We start from the raw sequence: 16,002 nt of genomic DNA, 5'->3' as shown, positions 1-16,002 counted from the left end.
GTTATTTATTATGTTAGGAGATTTTATGCAAGATACAGAAGTATCACGTGCAGGTTGTGGCAAATCCTTTACTAGCATTATCCTAGCAATCCTTTCTTTAATTTTAATTGTTGCTGGTATTTGGTTGGTTGCCTTAGGAGGTTCACCATACTATGTATTGGCAGGGATTGTGCTTGCGATAGTAACTTTCTTATGGATAAAGGATCGTCCTTCTGCATTATGGATTTATGCCGTTGGCTTTCTAGTAACGTTAATTTGGGCGTTATGGGAAGTTGGTTCAGATTTTTGGGCATTAGCCCCTCGAGTTGATATTTGGTTTGTATTAGGTATTTGGTTATTAATTCCTTTCTCAAATCGTCTTTTAAGTACCCAATCAGGTACTAAACACGCAAAACAAACTTTATCCGTTGTGATGTTAATTGTGCTAGTAACTTTGGGTTACAGTATCTTTAATGATCCACAAGAAATTAATGGTGAGATTTCTCGTACTCAACCAGCTGCTACTAAAGAGATTCCTGGTGTTGCAAAAGAGGATTGGCCTGCTTATGGGCGTACTCAAGGTGGTGAGCGTTATTCACCATTAGATCAAATCAATGTTAATAATGTCAAAGATTTGGAAGTTGCGTGGACATATCATACTGAGGATATGAAAACGGAAAATGATTCGGGCGAAACTACTTATGAAGTAACACCAATCAAAGTAGGAAATAAACTTTTTATCTGCACGGCCCATCAATTCTTAGATGCATTAGATGCAACAACTGGTAAACGTTTATGGCGTTTTAATCCGCATATTGGACCGACAAAACGCTACCAACATCTTACTTGTCGTGGTGTTTCTTATTATGATGCTGCAATGTCAGCTAAAATGAATGCTAAAAGTGCGGCAGCGAGTGATAGTGTGCCATCAACACTTTGTCCACGTAAAGTATTATTACCTGTTAATGATGGTCGTTTAATTGCGATCAATGCAGATAATGGAGAAATTTGTACTGATTTTGGTGATAAAGGTACGATCAATTTAAGACAGAAAATGCCTTATGATTACCCAGGTGGATACAATCCAACTTCTCCACCAGTAGTTACTGCTTCAACTATCATTATTGGTGGTTCGGTAACTGATAATTTGTCAAATAAAGAGCCATCAGGTGTGATCCGTGGTTATGATGTAAATAGTGGAAAATTAAAATGGGTATTTGATACTGGTGCTGAAGATCCAAATGCAATGCCAGGTGAAAATACAGATTTTGTTTATAATTCACCGAATGCTTGGGCACCGTTAGCTTATGATGCAGAACGAGATATTGTATATGTACCAACTGGGGTGGGTACGCCTGATATCTGGGGTGGTAATCGTACCCAATTAAAAGAACGCTATGCAAATTCAATGTTAGCGTTAGATGCCACTACTGGTAAATTAATTTGGAACTTCCAAACTACCCACCATGATTTATGGGATATGGATGTACCATCTCAACCATCACTTGGTGATTTCCAAATGCCAGATGGTCAGAGAGTTCCTGCAATTTATGTCTTAACTAAAACAGGAAATTTATTTGTTTTAAATCGTGAAACAGGTAAGCCATTAATTCCAATTGAAGAACGTTCCGTTCCGCAAACTGTATTAAGAGGTCCACAAACTACTGGCGAACATTATTCGGCAACGCAGCCATTCACAGAAATTAATTTAGCACCACCAGGAAAACTTACTGATAAGGATATGTGGGGTGCGACAATGTTTGATCAGTTAATGTGTCGTATTATTTTCAAAGGATTGAATTATGAGGGGATTTATACACCACCATCTGAAAATGGCACATTAGTTTTCCCTGGAAATTTAGGTGTATTTGAATGGGGTGGTTTATCACTCAATAGCGATCGTCAAGTTGCGGTAATGAATCCACTTGCATTACCATTTGTTTCTAAATTGAAAAAAGAAGATCCAAATCGTCCACAAACTATCAAGGGAAGTGGTACAGAAAGTGGCTTCCAACCAATGTATGGTACACCATATAGTGTAAGTCTTGAGCCATTCCTCTCACCATTAGGCTTACCTTGTAAACAACCAGGTTGGGGATATATTGCAGGCGTTGATTTAACCACACATAAAATTGTTTGGAAAAAACGTATTGGTACTATTCGTGATAGCTTACCAAAATTAATGCAACTACCTCCTCTTAAAATTGGGGTACCTGGATTAGGTGGGGTTATCTCTACTGCTGGTGGAGTAATGTTTGTTGCTGCAACGCAAGATAATTATATTCGTGCGTTTGATGTCAGTAATGGTAAACAACTTTGGGAAGCACGTTTACCTGCAGGTGGACAAGCAACACCAATGACCTATATGCAAGATGGCAAACAGTATGTCGTGATTATGGCAGGTGGGCATAGCTCATTTGGTACTAAATTAGGTGATGCATTGGTTGCTTATAAATTGCCTGATAAGAACTAAGGTAGTTTTTATTGATAAGAGATCCTCAAAATTCTTTGAGGATCTTTTTTGCTAATAAGACGATTATTTAATTTGCAATAATGACTTGAATACCTTTTTCAACTAATGCTTGATGAAATTTTGGATCCAACTCTTTATCAGTAATCACAATATCGATCTTTTCTAAAGGGCAAACAATATTGGGGCTTCTACGACCGAATTTAGAAGAATCAGCTAAAACAATAATTTGTCTTGCTGCGTTAGTCATTGCTTTACTAACACCATGTACCTCATTAAAAGTCGTTAATCCAAGTTCCAAATCAAAACCATCTGTTCCAATAAACAATTTATCAAAGGAAAATTTTTCAAAGGTAGATTCTGCCAAAATTCCATGAAAAGAAGCCGAACGAGTCCGATACGTTCCTCCACACATCAATAATTCGTGTTCCTTTTCAAGAGCCACTAAGCTATTAATGATATGTAAGCTATTGGTCATAATTGTTAAATTATTAAGTTCTGATAATAAGGGGATCATCTGAAGGACAGTACTACCAGAATCAATAATAAGGGAATCACCATCTTTTAATAATTTTACTGCAGCTTTAGCAATTTTCTTTTTCTGTGGCAAATTAATGAGAGTCTTATTTGTCATGGGTAATTCTGTATCGACATCTTTTTCATTATCAACCAGAACAACACTACCATAAGTCCGTAATACTTTTTTGTCAGCTTCTAGTACAGTTAAATCTTTACGAATAGTTGTACCTGTGGTGGAAAAATACTCTGCTAATTGATCTACAGCAGTTTTTCCATGAGATTGTAAATAATCAAGAATAGCAAGTTGTCTTTCTTTTGGTTTCATAATAAGTCCGTATAAATGGATTTATTGCAATCGAATTGCTTCCATTAAGGCCTCTTGACTATGCCGATCATTAGGGAAAATAGCCTCTGGTACAATTTCATTGTGCAACAATCCTTGTAATTTTGTAATTGCTTTAGGACGAGAAAAAACGGTCAGTCCTTTTAAAATGATAGAATTTACAACACGATGATTCTGATCAAAAGCGATGGCAATGACTACTTTTGGTTTAAATCGTCCTTTTGTACGACCAATACCTACATTTCCTTGCTTACATAATTTCTCAAATTCTTGATTAAATTTAGTTACTTGCCACCAACCTAAGATGATCTGTAAGAGCCAAGCAATAATTGCAACAATAATGAGAGAATTTGTTATATTTTGCATAAATTATTCCATATTTTAAATGTTTTTATTGCATTATTTGAAAGAATTAAAATAAAGTTTGATTAAAAACGTTGTTCCATTCTTCTTCAAATTGATCAATAGTAGCAAAGACAGCAGGATCGGATAAAAACGTTTGTGCAATTTCTGGGGTCACGGTAATCGCTTTGCAACCTGTTAGCATTGCATCTAACACTTGGCGAGGGGTTTTAAAACTGGCAGCGAGAATATTTGAATTTGAATGGTGAAAATGGAGTAATGTTTGTAGTTCTTGTACGACTTTAACACCATCACCACCTTGACTATCAATACGATTAACATAAGGAGCGATATATTTTGCTCCAGCTAATGCAGCTAAGAATCCTTGAGCTGATCCATATACAGCAGTACCTAATGTCGGGATATTTTGTGAAGTTAGATATTTAATTGCTGTTAATCCTTCTAAAGTAACAGGAATTTTAATCACTAGTGTAGGAAATTTTTCTCGTAATTGGAGAGCTTGCTCGACCATTTCTGTATTTGTTTTGGCTAAGACTTGCGCAAAAAGCTGCCCTTGTTCACCGAAAATATCTTGTAATGCTTGTAATACACCACATAATGGTTTTCTTTCTTTAGCGATAATACTAGGATTAGTCGTTACTCCAGCTAAAGGTAATGAAGTGTGTAATTTTTTAACTAAATTGATATTTGCTGTATCAAGGTAAAATTCCATTATATTTCTCCTATAAAAGTGAAAAGGTACAAGATAATGTACTTGTACCTATAGTTTGTTAAAACATTACTTGCCCACCAGTAATATTAATGGACTGTCCTGTACAATATTCTGCTTTATCACTAGCATAGAAGAGTAAAACATTTAAAACATCTTGATATTCACAACCACGTTTTAATGGTACTTTGTCGATATAAACTTGTTCGACTTGATCTTCAGGTATACCTAATTTTTGTGCATATTGTGGAATTAACGATTGGAACATAGGTGATTTTAATAAATTGCCTAACATTAATGAATGTACGGTAATACCGTGTTCAGCAAGATCTAACGCAAGCGATTGTGTTAATCCTACGCCACCAAATTTCGCTGCACTATAACCTGAGTTATGTTTACTACCAACTTTACCTGATTTTGAATTGATTTGAATAATACGTCCTGCAATATGATCACGAATCATTAATTTAGAAAACTCTCTTGCACATAAGAAATAGCCTACTAAATTGACACGTAATGAAGTATTAAAATCATTCATTTTAAATTCTGTGATTGGCGCAGCTTTCGCCATACCTGCACTATAAACTAATAGATCAACACGACCAAATGCGTTATCAATATTGTTAGCTAGGGCTATAGCACTTTGTTCATCTGTGGCATCAACTTGGAAGCCTTGTGCTACTTGTTCACCTAATTTTTGATTGATTTCATTTGCAACCTTATTTGCATTATCGCCGTTTAAATCGGCAACTGCCACACGATAACCATTATCCGCTAATCCTGCACATAAAAATGCTCCTAAAGTTTGTCCTCCACCAACGACAACGGCAACTTTTTTTGTCATTTTTGATACCTCTTAATTTCTAATAATTGTTAAAACACTATTTACATCAATTTGTTGTGGAACCTCTCCTTGCAGATGAATAGTTCCAGGATATTCTGCTTGAGCTGCACTATCAAAACGAAAAGTTATATGGCCTAATTGTTTTAAATTAAAAGATGCAACTTCCCCAACAGCAGTAACGATAAATTCTGTTTGATCGATTTTGACGATATCTCCAACATTTACATCATCTTGAAGTTCACCGTGAGAATGAATGAAACAGTAATCTTCGAGATCTGCTGGAGCGCCCTCTTTAAATGTGATGAGCATATTCTCTTCTAACGCTTCTCGGGCAAAACGACCGATTTTTTTGAAAGTGGTTTGATAAAGTAATGTCATTATCTCTTCCTATTTTTGTAGTGTGCGACAAGCATTGCCGCACGATTTAATATGATTAATAAATAAAGGCAGAAACGAACCAAGCAATAAGTACTGTTGGGGCTCCAGTTAAGAAACGGCTAACTAGCACAGATGGTACACCAACACGAACTGTATCTTGTTTGGCTTCAGCAAGGGATAAACCAACAGGAATAAAATCGCACGCCGCTTGAGCATTAATAGCAAATAGCGCTGGTAATGCTAAGTGTGGTGGGATATTACCTAATCCAATCTGAACACCAACTAATACGCCGATTACTTGCGCAATCACGGCACCAGGTCCTAAGAATGGCGATAAGAAAGGGAAAGAACAGATAAGTGCTAAAATAACGAGTCCAATTGGGCTACTAGCCAATGGTGTTAATCCATGAGCAATCCAATCGCCTAATCCAGAAGCAATAATGATCCCAATGAGAGCAGAAACGAAAGCCATAAATGGGAGAATGGTTTTTAATACAGTATCAATCGTATCTCGGCCTGCTTGGAAAAAGACTGCCACAATAGATCCCATTCCTATCCCGATTTTTGCTAATAACCCATCACTTTGTTCAGTAATCTTTTTTGATGAATCATATTCTTTTGTTAATGTAGCAGTGTTATTTGCTTGAACCGCTACTGTGCTTGATAGATCTTGATCAATTAAACGAATGTTATTTTCTTTGACGGCAGAAACATAAATATCTTTTACGATAAACTCTGCTAATGGTCCCGATTTCCCTGTCGTATGGATATTGATGGTTGGAATTCGGCGTTTTGGATAGAGTCCACAACGTAAAACACCACCACAGTCAATAATTGCAATACCAATTTCTTCTGTTGCAGGTTCGCCTTGTTTAAAGCCATCTATTGCTTCCCAACCAGTTAATTTCACGAGATGATCGACAATACTTGGGCGAGTCCCTGCTGTCATATAAAGAATTTTTTTGCCTGGAACGACTGGAACAGTAAGTGGTCCACCCCAACCACCATTACCTTTTTCAATGTAAATTGCGTTAGCCATATTACTTCTCCTTTTTTATAAATGGACTTCACGTTCAAGTTTGATACCCATGCGTTTTTCAAATAACGCAGTGGTAAAGTCTGTAACCCAGCCACGGAAAAAGTTTGTTACCATTCCTACGAGTAAATAACTCACGGCAAGCGGGGCGAGAGGGACACCAAGTGTGGTTAAACCGTTAGCGATACCTAAATAAACGAAGAGTTCACCTGGATTAATGTGTGGGAATAAACCATTCATAGAATGACAACTATAAGAGGCGGCTGCATAATAGCTAGGTTTATAACGTTCTGGTAAGAATTTACCTAAGCTGAGAGTCATTGGATTACAGAAAACGAATGTTCCAATAACGGGAAGAATTAAGTAACGAGAAATTGGATTGCCCGCACTACGTTGAGCAAGGCGCTCGATTCTTTCTTGACCAATAAATTTGATCAGAGCATTCATAACGACTAACAGTGAAATTAATAGAGGAAGAATACCTGTTACCATACCAACAAATGTCTCTCCACCTTTTTGAAATAGTCCGATGAACCATTCCGCACCATGTGTGATAAATTCCATATTTACCTCTCAAAATGAAAGTTTTTAGTTTTGTTTCTGACTAAAAGATTAATCATTGGTTTGGATAATATTTTATTTTGAAAGTTTAATCTGTGATTTAGATCTCATTTTAAATAAAATCATTCAAAATGAAAGAAAAATATTTCATTTTGAATGATTTGGTGTAATAAGGGAATTTTAAATTTTATATTTAAAATCAACTACATGAGTATTAAGTAAAAAAATAATATAGATATAAGACGATAACGGAGTATATTTTCTATACCGCCCAAGAAATCAATGCCCATTTTTCTTGCCCATGTTTAATCGGTTGGTTTTGATTTTTTCTTTCATTGTAAAAGATTTATAAGGCTTGTCTTTCATTGCTTGTTAATTGTCCTAGCGTAAATTCGACCGATTTTAATAAATCTTCGTAGTTTTCTCCTTGAAAGGTAGATAGTTGTGTATCAATAAATTGTAATTCAGCTTGAATTCCTCGTTGATATAAGCGATTTAACCAATAGATATAGGTCGGAAAGCCATTATCCGTACGTCCTATTGCTTTGAATATGGCGTGATCTAAAAAATGTGGTTGGGTAATGGCAGTAAGGTAAACTCGTTTGCGAGCCTTTTGCGTAATTTTGTCAATCGCATCATCTAAATCGTTGACTAAGGTAGAACGAGATGCAACGACAATATCCACTGTTGGAATGTTATTCCAATTATCTTCCCAAGCAGCGTGAATTGGTGTGATATTTGGGAGTTTGAAATGCTGTTGGTAGCTCATCAATACTTCAAGCATTCCTTTACTGTAATCTAAAGCGTAAACGTGTTGACACTGTTTTGCCAAAGGAATTGCTAATGTTCCAGGACCGCAGCCAATATCGAGAATGGTTTCGTCTGCTTGACCATTGATTATATTCAGTAGTGTTTCTGTATAAATGCTGATTTTTTCTACGAGATGTTCCGCCATTTTACTGGCTTTATTATCCCATTTACTCGCAGGAATATTATAGTGATGACAAGAAAGGATGTGTTGATGATAAAGGTCAGAGAAATTAATATTAAAAATAGATTTCATACAGAACCTCTTGATAAAAAGTAAGAGGTATCAGTGTATCAATAAAAATAAATAATATAGAAATGAAAACAACCGCAATTTCTTGCGGTTGTCTGTTTTAAGGATGAACAGTTATTGTTTTGCAACCATCTTGCCATCAACAAAACTAATCTCAATCGTTTTTTCTGGTAATAACGCACCAGACAAGATTTGTTGTGCTAATGGATTTTCTACCAAGTTTTGAATTGCACGTTTTAATGGTCTTGCACCATACACAGGATCATAACCAACATTACCTAAGTAATCTAATGCTTGATCACTGAAGTGTAAGTGGTAACCATGTTCTTGCATACGGCTGATTAAACGACCTAATTGGATAGATGCAATCGCACGAATATTTTCTTTACCGAGAGGGTGGAAGACCACCGTTTCATCAATACGGTTAATAAATTCAGGGCGGAAATGTTGTCCAACCACTGACATTACTAACTCTTTCATTTCTCCATAACTGAGATCCTCAGTATGTGATTGGATTAAATCTGAACCAAGGTTTGAAGTCATAATCACCACGGTATTGCGGAAGTCAACAGTACGACCTTGACCATCTGTTAAACGTCCATCATCTAAGACTTGCAATAAGATATTGAAAACATCACGATGTGCTTTTTCCACTTCGTCTAATAAGATGACAGAGTATGGACGACGACGAACCGCTTCGGTTAAATAACCTCCTTCTTCATAACCAACATAGCCTGGAGGTGCACCAACTAAACGAGAAACGGAATGTTTTTCCATAAATTCAGACATATCAATACGTACCATAGCCTCTTCGCTATCAAACATAAAGTTTGCCAAGGTCTTACAAAGTTCAGTTTTACCTACCCCAGTTGGACCTAAGAATAAGAATGAACCAATTGGACGATTAGGATCGGCTAGTCCAGCACGGCTACGGCGAATTGCATTAGCCACTGCTTCAACCGCTTCATTCTGTCCAATCACACGTTTATGTAATTCTTCTTCCATACGGAGTAGTTTTTCTTTTTCCCCTTCCATCATACGAGCAACAGGGATACCTGTAGCTCGAGAAAGGACTTCAGCAATCTCTTCATCGGTAACACGATAACGCAATAAGGTCATCTCTTTTCCTTCAGAAGATTCTGCTTGTTCAAGTTGTTTTTCCAAGTTCGGAATTGTGCTGTATTTTAACTCTGACATTTTGGCAATATCGCCTGCACGATATGCTTGTTCCATTTGAGTTTTGGCATTATCTAATTCAGCTTTGATATGTTGAGCACCAGAAAGCGCAGCTTTTTCGCTTTTCCAAACTTCTTCTAATTCAGAATACTCTTTCTCTTTTTCATTTAGCTCTTTTTCCAACATTTCTAAGCGTTTATGGCTCGCTTCATCTTCCTCTTTTTGTAATGCTTGTTGTTCAAGTTTTAATTGAATAATACGGCGTTCCAATTTATCCAACGGTTGTGGCTTTGAATCAATTTCCATACGGATACTTGATGCGGCTTCATCAATTAAGTCAATCGCTTTATCTGGTAGCTGACGATCAGAGATATAACGATGTGATAAGGTTGCCGCTGCGACAATCGCTGGGTCGGTAATTTGTACATGGTGATGAATTTCATAACGTTCTTTTAAACCACGCAAAATGGCAATTGTATCTTCTACGCTTGGTTCATCAACAAATACTTTTTGGAAACGGCGTTCTAAGGCGGCATCTTTCTCAATATATTGACGATATTCATCTAACGTTGTGGCACCAACACAATGTAATTCGCCTCGAGCAAGTGATGGCTTTAATAGATTACCTGCATCCATTGCACCATCGGTTTTTCCTGCACCCACCATCGTATGAATTTCATCAATAAAGAGAATGATACGTCCCTCTTCTTTCGCAATTTCATTTAATACGGCTTTTAAGCGTTCCTCAAATTCACCACGATATTTTGCACCAGCAATTAATGCACCCATATCTAAAGAAAGAACACGTTTATGGCGTAAGCCTTCAGGCACTTCACCATTAACAATTCGTTGTGCTAACCCTTCGACAATCGCGGTTTTACCGACCCCAGGCTCCCCGATTAATACAGGGTTATTTTTCGTACGGCGTTGTAATACTTGAATGGTACGGCGGATTTCATCATCACGTCCAATCACAGGGTCTAATTTGCCGCTTTCTGCTCTTGCTGTTAAATCAATCGTATATTTTTGTAATGCTTGGCGAGTTTCTTCCGCACCCGCATCATTTACGTTTTCACCACCACGCATTTTATCAATACTCGCTGTTAAATTTTGTTTAGTAAGTCCACTTTTCTTTAAAAGATCACTCAGTTTGTCAGAACTTTCTAATGCTGCAAGCACAAACAATTCAGACGAAATAAATTTGTCATTACGTTGTTGGGAAAATTTATCGCAGAGATTTAACATTCTGACTAATGCAGGTGAAACTTGTACATCACCACCATTACCTGATACTTTTGGTAAACGTTCAATTTCTTGCTGAATCGTTTGGCGTAATTGTGCGACATTAACATTTGATGCTGTTAATAGTGGGGCGATTGAGCCGCCTTCTTGTTGTAATAGCGCACTCATTAGATGAAGTGGTTCAATATATTGATGATCATTACCAATTGCTAATGATTGTGCTTCAGCTAATGCTTGTTGAAATTTAGTCGTAAATTTTTCGATATTCATAAAATCCTCCTCGACGATCATTCGTCATTCGCGAGGCATAAAATGGGTATCGCTTGATCACTTTCAAGGGTGAAATGAAAAATTTATATGCAAAAAATTGAATATGAAAAGTAGTGTGGTTAAGCAGATTGCAAAAAAATAGAGATCAGTTATGATCTTATCTATCATTTATTCTTTTAGTACCTTATGACTGAACCACAGCTACGCCATTTACATCTACAAGTTAACCGTAAATTATCGCAATGCTTGCAATTAGCGGAACAGCATTTTCACTGCCAATTTCCACGCCCAGAAATTAGCTATAAATTACGTGGGGTCAAAGCAGGCATAGCCTATTTGCAGCTATGGCAGATCCGTTTAAACCCGATAATGTTATTAGAAAATCAGCAGGCATTTATCGATCAAGTGGTGCCTCATGAATTAGCACACCTATTGGTCTATCAACTATTTGGGCGAGTGAAACCACACGGGCGAGAATGGCAAATGGTGATGACTCAGGTATTTGGCGTTCCTGCGGAAACCAAACATCAGTTTGCAGTACAGCGTGTGCAAGGACAAACGTTTCCTTATCGTTGTGCTTGTCAAATTTATCATTTAACCGTACGCCGACATACTAAAATTGTGGGAGAGGGAATAGAGTATTTTTGCAAGAAGTGTAAGACAAAGTTATTTTTTGTAGAAAGTCAGGATAGTACAATCAATTTAGAATAATCGTGCTATATTTTTGCGGATTTTTTAATCACTTATAGGAGAGGAAGTGTATGAAAAAACTAATTGTTATTGCATTAGGTGCGTTAGCAGTAGCTTCAGTAGTAAATGCAGAAGTTTATGTACAAGGTGATTTAGGTTATTCAAAACTTAAATCAACAGGACTTGCTCATGGTAATGTTAGCGATAGTAATTTAGAACCAAGTGTTGCTGTTGGTTATAAGATGGGAGATTGGCGAATAGCAGTGGATTACACTAACTATGGTAAGGCAAGTGGTAGTTATACTGATGGTTCGGTAAAAGGTCATGCAAAAGCTAAAGCACAGGGCGTGGGTATTTCTGCAATTTATGATATTGATATTAATAGTGCAGTAAAACCTTATATCGGTGGACGTCTATCTGCAAATAGTGTGAAAGTAACCGATAATTATGTTGAGAATGGTGCAAAACACAGTGATACAGATTCTTCTACCAAACTTGGCTATGGTGCAATGGTTGGAGCAAATTATGGTTTAGCGCCAAATTTAGATCTTGATACAGCGGTGGAATATAACCGTTTAGGAAATTGGGATGGCGTAAAATTAAACCAATATGGTTTAAAAGTAGGTCTTAAATATTCATTCTAATTATTCTTACTAATCTATATAAAAGTGCAAATTTAACGGTTTGCACTTTTAATTATTGATAATCATCTTTCGTTGATGATCCATCCATTCATAAGGGTAACAATATATATTACTAAATATTATTTAAGTAAAAATACCTTTCAAAAATATCTTTTTTATTCATTTATAACAATCTATTCATTATTTGCTACTTCGCTAGAGCTCTTTAATATTGTTATGAAATTGTTTCTAATTTGTTTCCTATTTGCTTCTGCTTTGTTTTTTAATTTGGTGTTAATGATAACTAATGGAAGAAATAGGTAATTTATTTCAAATCAGACTGGCTTTGGAGGAGGGGATTTGCTAGAATTTAGAAATTTGTAAAAAAAAACTATAAGAAATTAAGGTAAGTTATTAATTTTATTATTATGTAAAGGAATATTTGAATGAATAAGATTTATCGCATCGTCTGGAATGTGGCAAAAGGGGCATGGCAGTGTGTATCAGAATTAGGTAAAAGCCACGGGAAAAAAGGATCGTCTGTCGTTACCAATGGGCAAACTATTCAGCTAATAACATTAGGGAAATATTTTAAGATTAAGCTGTTAGCGTTGTTTTGTTTAAGTGCAATTAGTGGGGTTGTAGTTGCGGCTAAAGTAGAGCAATCAGGTGCGGTTGGTGTAGGTGGTGGATATTTATATATCGGTACGACATATGGTGGAGATGGAAGCTTAACCGCTCAAGAAGGTGCGACCCTAGCAGATATACAAGCAGTAGTACCAGATTTTGGTAAAAGAATAATACAGTTGGGAGCAAATAATAGTGCTGGGACATTAATTATTCAAGATAAAGCCAATATTGCAATTACTAATTCAATAGAAAGACATTTTACAGGTAAAGGGAACAATCCTCACCCTTATCTTCTTCGAGTAGATGATGCCACCTTACAATTTGGAGGTGCTAGTTTATTAAAAGGTTCGCCAAGGAGTACCCCAGACTCGGCTAACTCAAATGAACCGACTATCTCGGCTATTGAAGTAATGGGGGGGGGAATTTCATTACAACGGATTCTTTTATAATGACAGAAAAAACAAATTTTTCTGTTCAAGATAGTACGGCTACGTTCGGAGGCGATACTAAATTAGCAATTAAAACCAAATTTATGGTTGATAATAGTACGGTTACCTTCCAAAAAGTGAGTGAGATTTTAGATGCTTCTGATATGGCTGTTAGCAATAACAGTAATGTAACCTTTAATGGTGTAGCAACTTTTAAAGGGCATGATAAGGATGATATGCATGTTAATGCTACTGTTGACAATAGTACGATAACCTTTAATAGTAATGCGAATTTTAATAAAAATGTTAATTTTTCCTCTACCAATTCAACTGTAACATTTGAAGGTACAACAACTGCGACCGATAATGCAGCATTAATCTTTAATTCTGGTATGGTGTCATTTAATCGAACCAATCTGAATAATACGTCTTCATTAACTGTGAAAAATGGTGTAGAGACTGCAACGTTTGGTAATGCAGCAACCTTAAATCATACTGCAAATTTAACCGTTGAGGGCGGTACTACAACATTTAAAGCGATCACTGCGAGTGCTAACTCTAAGGTAAATTTTTCAGGTGACAAAAACACGATTTCTGGCACAACAACCTTAAATGACAATGCTGCATTGACCTCATCTGCTGGTACTTTAACCTTTGATGAGAGCGTAACCATGAATGGTAACTCTTCATTGACAGCGTCTGGTGGAGACATAACTTTAAATAAAGGTGTAAGTTTGGCTGGTACATCTTCGTTAAATATTAGCACTACAGTAACCTCAAATGATCAAACTTGCCTTGATGGTGGATCTTCTATTTCATTAAATCAGGGCGGTACACTAACCTTAGCGGGAACAGCTTCACCTTACAACCGTTTAAAACGAGGGACTGCTAATGGACAAAGTGCAAGCTTTAACTTTAACGGCGGTACTTTAGTTGCACAGGACTCATATACTATCTTTCAAGATTGGGATGCAAATGATAATTTAAATTTAGCTGCAACCTCAACTGTGCAGGTAGAAAGTGGTAAAACATTAACCTTTGCTAATACTGCGTCGTTAAAAGGGACAGACGCTTCTGCTACATTAAACAAAACAGGGACAGGTCAGTTAACCTTATTAGCCGATAATACCTATGTAGGGGAAACTAATGTACAACAAGGGACATTACAGGTTGGGGATAACAGAGAAACGGGGATTCTTGGTACAGGGCGTGTTTCATTGGCGGAAAGCACTAATTTAATTATTAAGCGCAGCAATCAATATATCGTAAATAATGAAATTTCAGGTTCAGGTACATTGGAGCAAGCAGGTTCAGGAATGACCGTATTGACCAATGATAATGCAAACTATACGGGTGCAATCAATATCATCTCTGGTACCTTACAAGTGGGCAACGATGGTGCAACAGGCGACCTTGGAACTGGCAATGTTACGATTAGTAGTGGTGCTAACCTAAAAGTTAACCGTAGCAATGACTATACTTTAGATAACCTACTCACTGGCGAAGGGAACTTGATCCACGACGGTGCAGGCACCACTACAGTCAATAATAAGGATAATAGTTTCTCAGGCAACACCTCCATTACTGGTGGCACGCTACAATTTGATAGCTTTGCTGCAATGGGACGTGGCACAAGTGCGATTTCAACTGGTACAAGCGACACTAAAAAAGGGACATTAAAACTTAATTTTGATGCTAACGAAACTTTTAGCCGTAATATCAATGGTGCAGGTAACTTTGAAAAATCAAACACGCACACCACCACCACAACTGGCGATTTAACCCACAGTGGCAAAACTACCGTATCGGGCGGTGAATTAATTGTTGATGGCAAAATCGAGGGAACCAGCGATGTCTTAATTGATAATAAATCGACTTTTGCAACCGATCCAAATGTGGCGAAATTAGCCGTTAATGGCACATTAACTACGGCGAAAACTGGCAACGATTCTGGTGATGTGGAAGTGAATAACGGTACCTTAACCGTGGCTAATGGCGGAATCGCAACAGTTGGTAATATTAAAACCACTGATGAAACGGGTGTAGATCAAGCAACGGTTACTGTATTAGGTGAATTAACCACTAATTTAGTGAATGGCGATGTGTTATTCCAAAACTTCAAAAAAGCCGCTGCAACCGACACTATTACCTTTGATGGCACTTGGAACGCTAATGTCGCCGCAGGTGCAACCGTTCAACAACAAGAAGGTGCAGACTTTACTGGTATAGGTACATTTAACAAAGATGGTAAAGGTGAATTAGACTTTACTGCTGATAATACGATTGCTAACGCCAATATTAACGATGGTACGTTGAAAGTTAATACAGGTAAAACATTTAATGTAACGACTGGATTAAATGTTGGCGATGGTACAGATAATACAAATACCGCAAAACTAGAGAATGCAGGTACAGTCAATGCCAATGTGATTACGATAAAATCTGATGGTAATTTGATTAACACTGGTACTGTTAGCTCAACCAATGACTTAACTGTAGATGGCGGTCAATTAAATTCAAGTGGCACAACCTCGGCTAACAATTTAACTGTAGATAATAACGGTACAGTGAATGTTACCGCAGGAACAACAACTGTAACAGCGGATATCAATATCAACAATGGTACAGCAAATGTTGAAAATGGTGCGAAATTACAAAGTGCTAATATCAATGTTGGCGAT

The 16,002-nt window shown here is 37.0% G+C and carries 13 protein-coding genes and 1 pseudogene; 5 read left to right on the top strand and 9 right to left on the bottom strand.

Going from position 1 to position 16,002, the window contains the following annotated elements; translation table 11 throughout:
• Positions 1–25: 25 nt before the first annotated feature.
• Positions 26–2,452 carry a glucose/quinate/shikimate family membrane-bound PQQ-dependent dehydrogenase gene (locus tag ACFFHT_RS02715; RefSeq protein WP_382373249.1) on the top strand — a complete coding sequence of 809 codons (2,427 nt, stop codon included), beginning with the start codon at positions 26–28 and terminating at the stop codon, positions 2,450–2,452.
• A 67-nt stretch (positions 2,453–2,519) separates the two neighbouring features.
• Here ACFFHT_RS02715 and srlR read toward each other — a convergent pair whose 3' ends face one another.
• The 9 genes and pseudogenes from srlR to clpB all read right to left on the bottom strand — a co-directional run bounded on the left by srlR (position 2,520) and on the right by clpB (position 10,950).
• Positions 2,520–3,293, bottom strand: a complete 774-nt coding sequence (srlR, locus tag ACFFHT_RS02710) for a glucitol operon DNA-binding transcriptional repressor SrlR (protein ID WP_382373247.1) — start codon at positions 3,291–3,293, stop codon at positions 2,520–2,522.
• A gap of 21 nt (positions 3,294–3,314) precedes the next feature.
• Complete coding sequence (gene gutM / locus ACFFHT_RS02705) at positions 3,315–3,677, bottom strand: transcriptional regulator GutM (protein ID WP_382373245.1); 363 nt, start codon at positions 3,675–3,677, stop codon at positions 3,315–3,317.
• A gap of 46 nt (positions 3,678–3,723) precedes the next feature.
• On the bottom strand, positions 3,724–4,386 hold the full coding sequence (gene fsa / locus ACFFHT_RS02700) for a fructose-6-phosphate aldolase (protein ID WP_382373243.1): 663 nt from the start codon (positions 4,384–4,386) through the stop codon (positions 3,724–3,726).
• Positions 4,387–4,444: 58 nt separating this feature from the next.
• On the bottom strand, positions 4,445–5,227 hold the full coding sequence (srlD, locus tag ACFFHT_RS02695) for a sorbitol-6-phosphate dehydrogenase (RefSeq protein WP_382373241.1): 783 nt from the start codon (positions 5,225–5,227) through the stop codon (positions 4,445–4,447).
• A gap of 12 nt (positions 5,228–5,239) precedes the next feature.
• Positions 5,240–5,605, bottom strand: coding sequence for a PTS glucitol/sorbitol transporter subunit IIA (gene srlB / locus ACFFHT_RS02690; RefSeq protein ID WP_382373239.1), 366 nt, complete (start codon positions 5,603–5,605; stop codon positions 5,240–5,242).
• Between the two features lie 55 nt (positions 5,606–5,660).
• A complete protein-coding gene (srlE, locus tag ACFFHT_RS02685; protein WP_382373237.1) occupies positions 5,661–6,644 on the bottom strand; it encodes a PTS glucitol/sorbitol transporter subunit IIB in 984 nt (327 codons plus the stop codon).
• Between the two features lie 15 nt (positions 6,645–6,659).
• Positions 6,660–7,205, bottom strand: coding sequence for a PTS glucitol/sorbitol transporter subunit IIC (gene srlA, locus ACFFHT_RS02680; protein WP_382373235.1), 546 nt, complete (start codon positions 7,203–7,205; stop codon positions 6,660–6,662).
• Between the two features lie 259 nt (positions 7,206–7,464).
• A pseudogene (locus ACFFHT_RS02675) lies at positions 7,465–8,265 on the bottom strand (methyltransferase domain-containing protein).
• 111 nt (positions 8,266–8,376) lie between these two features.
• Positions 8,377–10,950 carry an ATP-dependent chaperone ClpB gene (clpB, locus tag ACFFHT_RS02670; RefSeq protein WP_382373233.1) on the bottom strand — a complete coding sequence of 858 codons (2,574 nt, stop codon included), beginning with the start codon at positions 10,948–10,950 and terminating at the stop codon, positions 8,377–8,379.
• A gap of 186 nt (positions 10,951–11,136) precedes the next feature.
• Here clpB and ACFFHT_RS02665 point away from each other — a divergent pair, with 186 nt between their 5' ends.
• The 4 genes from ACFFHT_RS02665 to ACFFHT_RS02650 all read left to right on the top strand — a co-directional run.
• Positions 11,137–11,661 carry a SprT family zinc-dependent metalloprotease gene (locus ACFFHT_RS02665; protein WP_382373231.1) on the top strand — a complete coding sequence of 175 codons (525 nt, stop codon included), beginning with the start codon at positions 11,137–11,139 and terminating at the stop codon, positions 11,659–11,661.
• Positions 11,662–11,711: 50 nt separating this feature from the next.
• Entirely contained in the window at positions 11,712–12,284 is a 573-nt protein-coding gene (locus tag ACFFHT_RS02660; RefSeq protein ID WP_382373229.1) for an opacity family porin, read from the top strand.
• A 425-nt stretch (positions 12,285–12,709) separates the two neighbouring features.
• Positions 12,710–13,342: an ESPR domain-containing protein gene (locus ACFFHT_RS02655; RefSeq protein WP_382373227.1), complete on the top strand. Its 633-nt coding sequence runs from the start codon at positions 12,710–12,712 to the stop codon at positions 13,340–13,342.
• Positions 13,342–16,002: beta strand repeat-containing protein (locus tag ACFFHT_RS02650; protein WP_382373225.1), on the top strand; the 2,661-nt coding region annotated here is incomplete at its 3' end. The genes ACFFHT_RS02655 and ACFFHT_RS02650, both read left to right, overlap by 1 nt.

Source organism: Gallibacterium melopsittaci, assembly GCF_042433085.1.
Classification (GTDB): domain Bacteria; phylum Pseudomonadota; class Gammaproteobacteria; order Enterobacterales; family Pasteurellaceae; genus Gallibacterium; species Gallibacterium melopsittaci.
Note: the sequence above shows the minus strand (reverse complement) of the source record. Positions and strands in the feature narration are given on the sequence as shown.

Excerpts from the sequence above, each read along its gene's own strand:
- srlD (WP_382373241.1), bottom strand. The coding sequence starts at position 5,227 with ATGACAAAAAAAGTTGCCGTTGTCGTTGGTGGAGGACAAACTTTAGGA.
- gutM (WP_382373245.1), bottom strand. The coding sequence starts at position 3,677 with ATGCAAAATATAACAAATTCTCTCATTATTGTTGCAATTATTGCTTGG.
- ACFFHT_RS02660 (WP_382373229.1), top strand. The coding sequence starts at position 11,712 with ATGAAAAAACTAATTGTTATTGCATTAGGTGCGTTAGCAGTAGCTTCA.
- clpB (WP_382373233.1), bottom strand. The coding sequence starts at position 10,950 with ATGAATATCGAAAAATTTACGACTAAATTTCAACAAGCATTAGCTGAA.
- ACFFHT_RS02665 (WP_382373231.1), top strand. The coding sequence starts at position 11,137 with ATGACTGAACCACAGCTACGCCATTTACATCTACAAGTTAACCGTAAA.
- srlR (WP_382373247.1), bottom strand. The coding sequence starts at position 3,293 with ATGAAACCAAAAGAAAGACAACTTGCTATTCTTGATTATTTACAATCT.
- srlE (WP_382373237.1), bottom strand. The coding sequence starts at position 6,644 with ATGGCTAACGCAATTTACATTGAAAAAGGTAATGGTGGTTGGGGTGGA.
- ACFFHT_RS02655 (WP_382373227.1), top strand. The coding sequence starts at position 12,710 with ATGAATAAGATTTATCGCATCGTCTGGAATGTGGCAAAAGGGGCATGG.
- srlB (WP_382373239.1), bottom strand. The coding sequence starts at position 5,605 with ATGACATTACTTTATCAAACCACTTTCAAAAAAATCGGTCGTTTTGCC.
- srlA (WP_382373235.1), bottom strand. The coding sequence starts at position 7,205 with ATGGAATTTATCACACATGGTGCGGAATGGTTCATCGGACTATTTCAA.
- ACFFHT_RS02715 (WP_382373249.1), top strand. The coding sequence starts at position 26 with ATGCAAGATACAGAAGTATCACGTGCAGGTTGTGGCAAATCCTTTACT.
- fsa (WP_382373243.1), bottom strand. The coding sequence starts at position 4,386 with ATGGAATTTTACCTTGATACAGCAAATATCAATTTAGTTAAAAAATTA.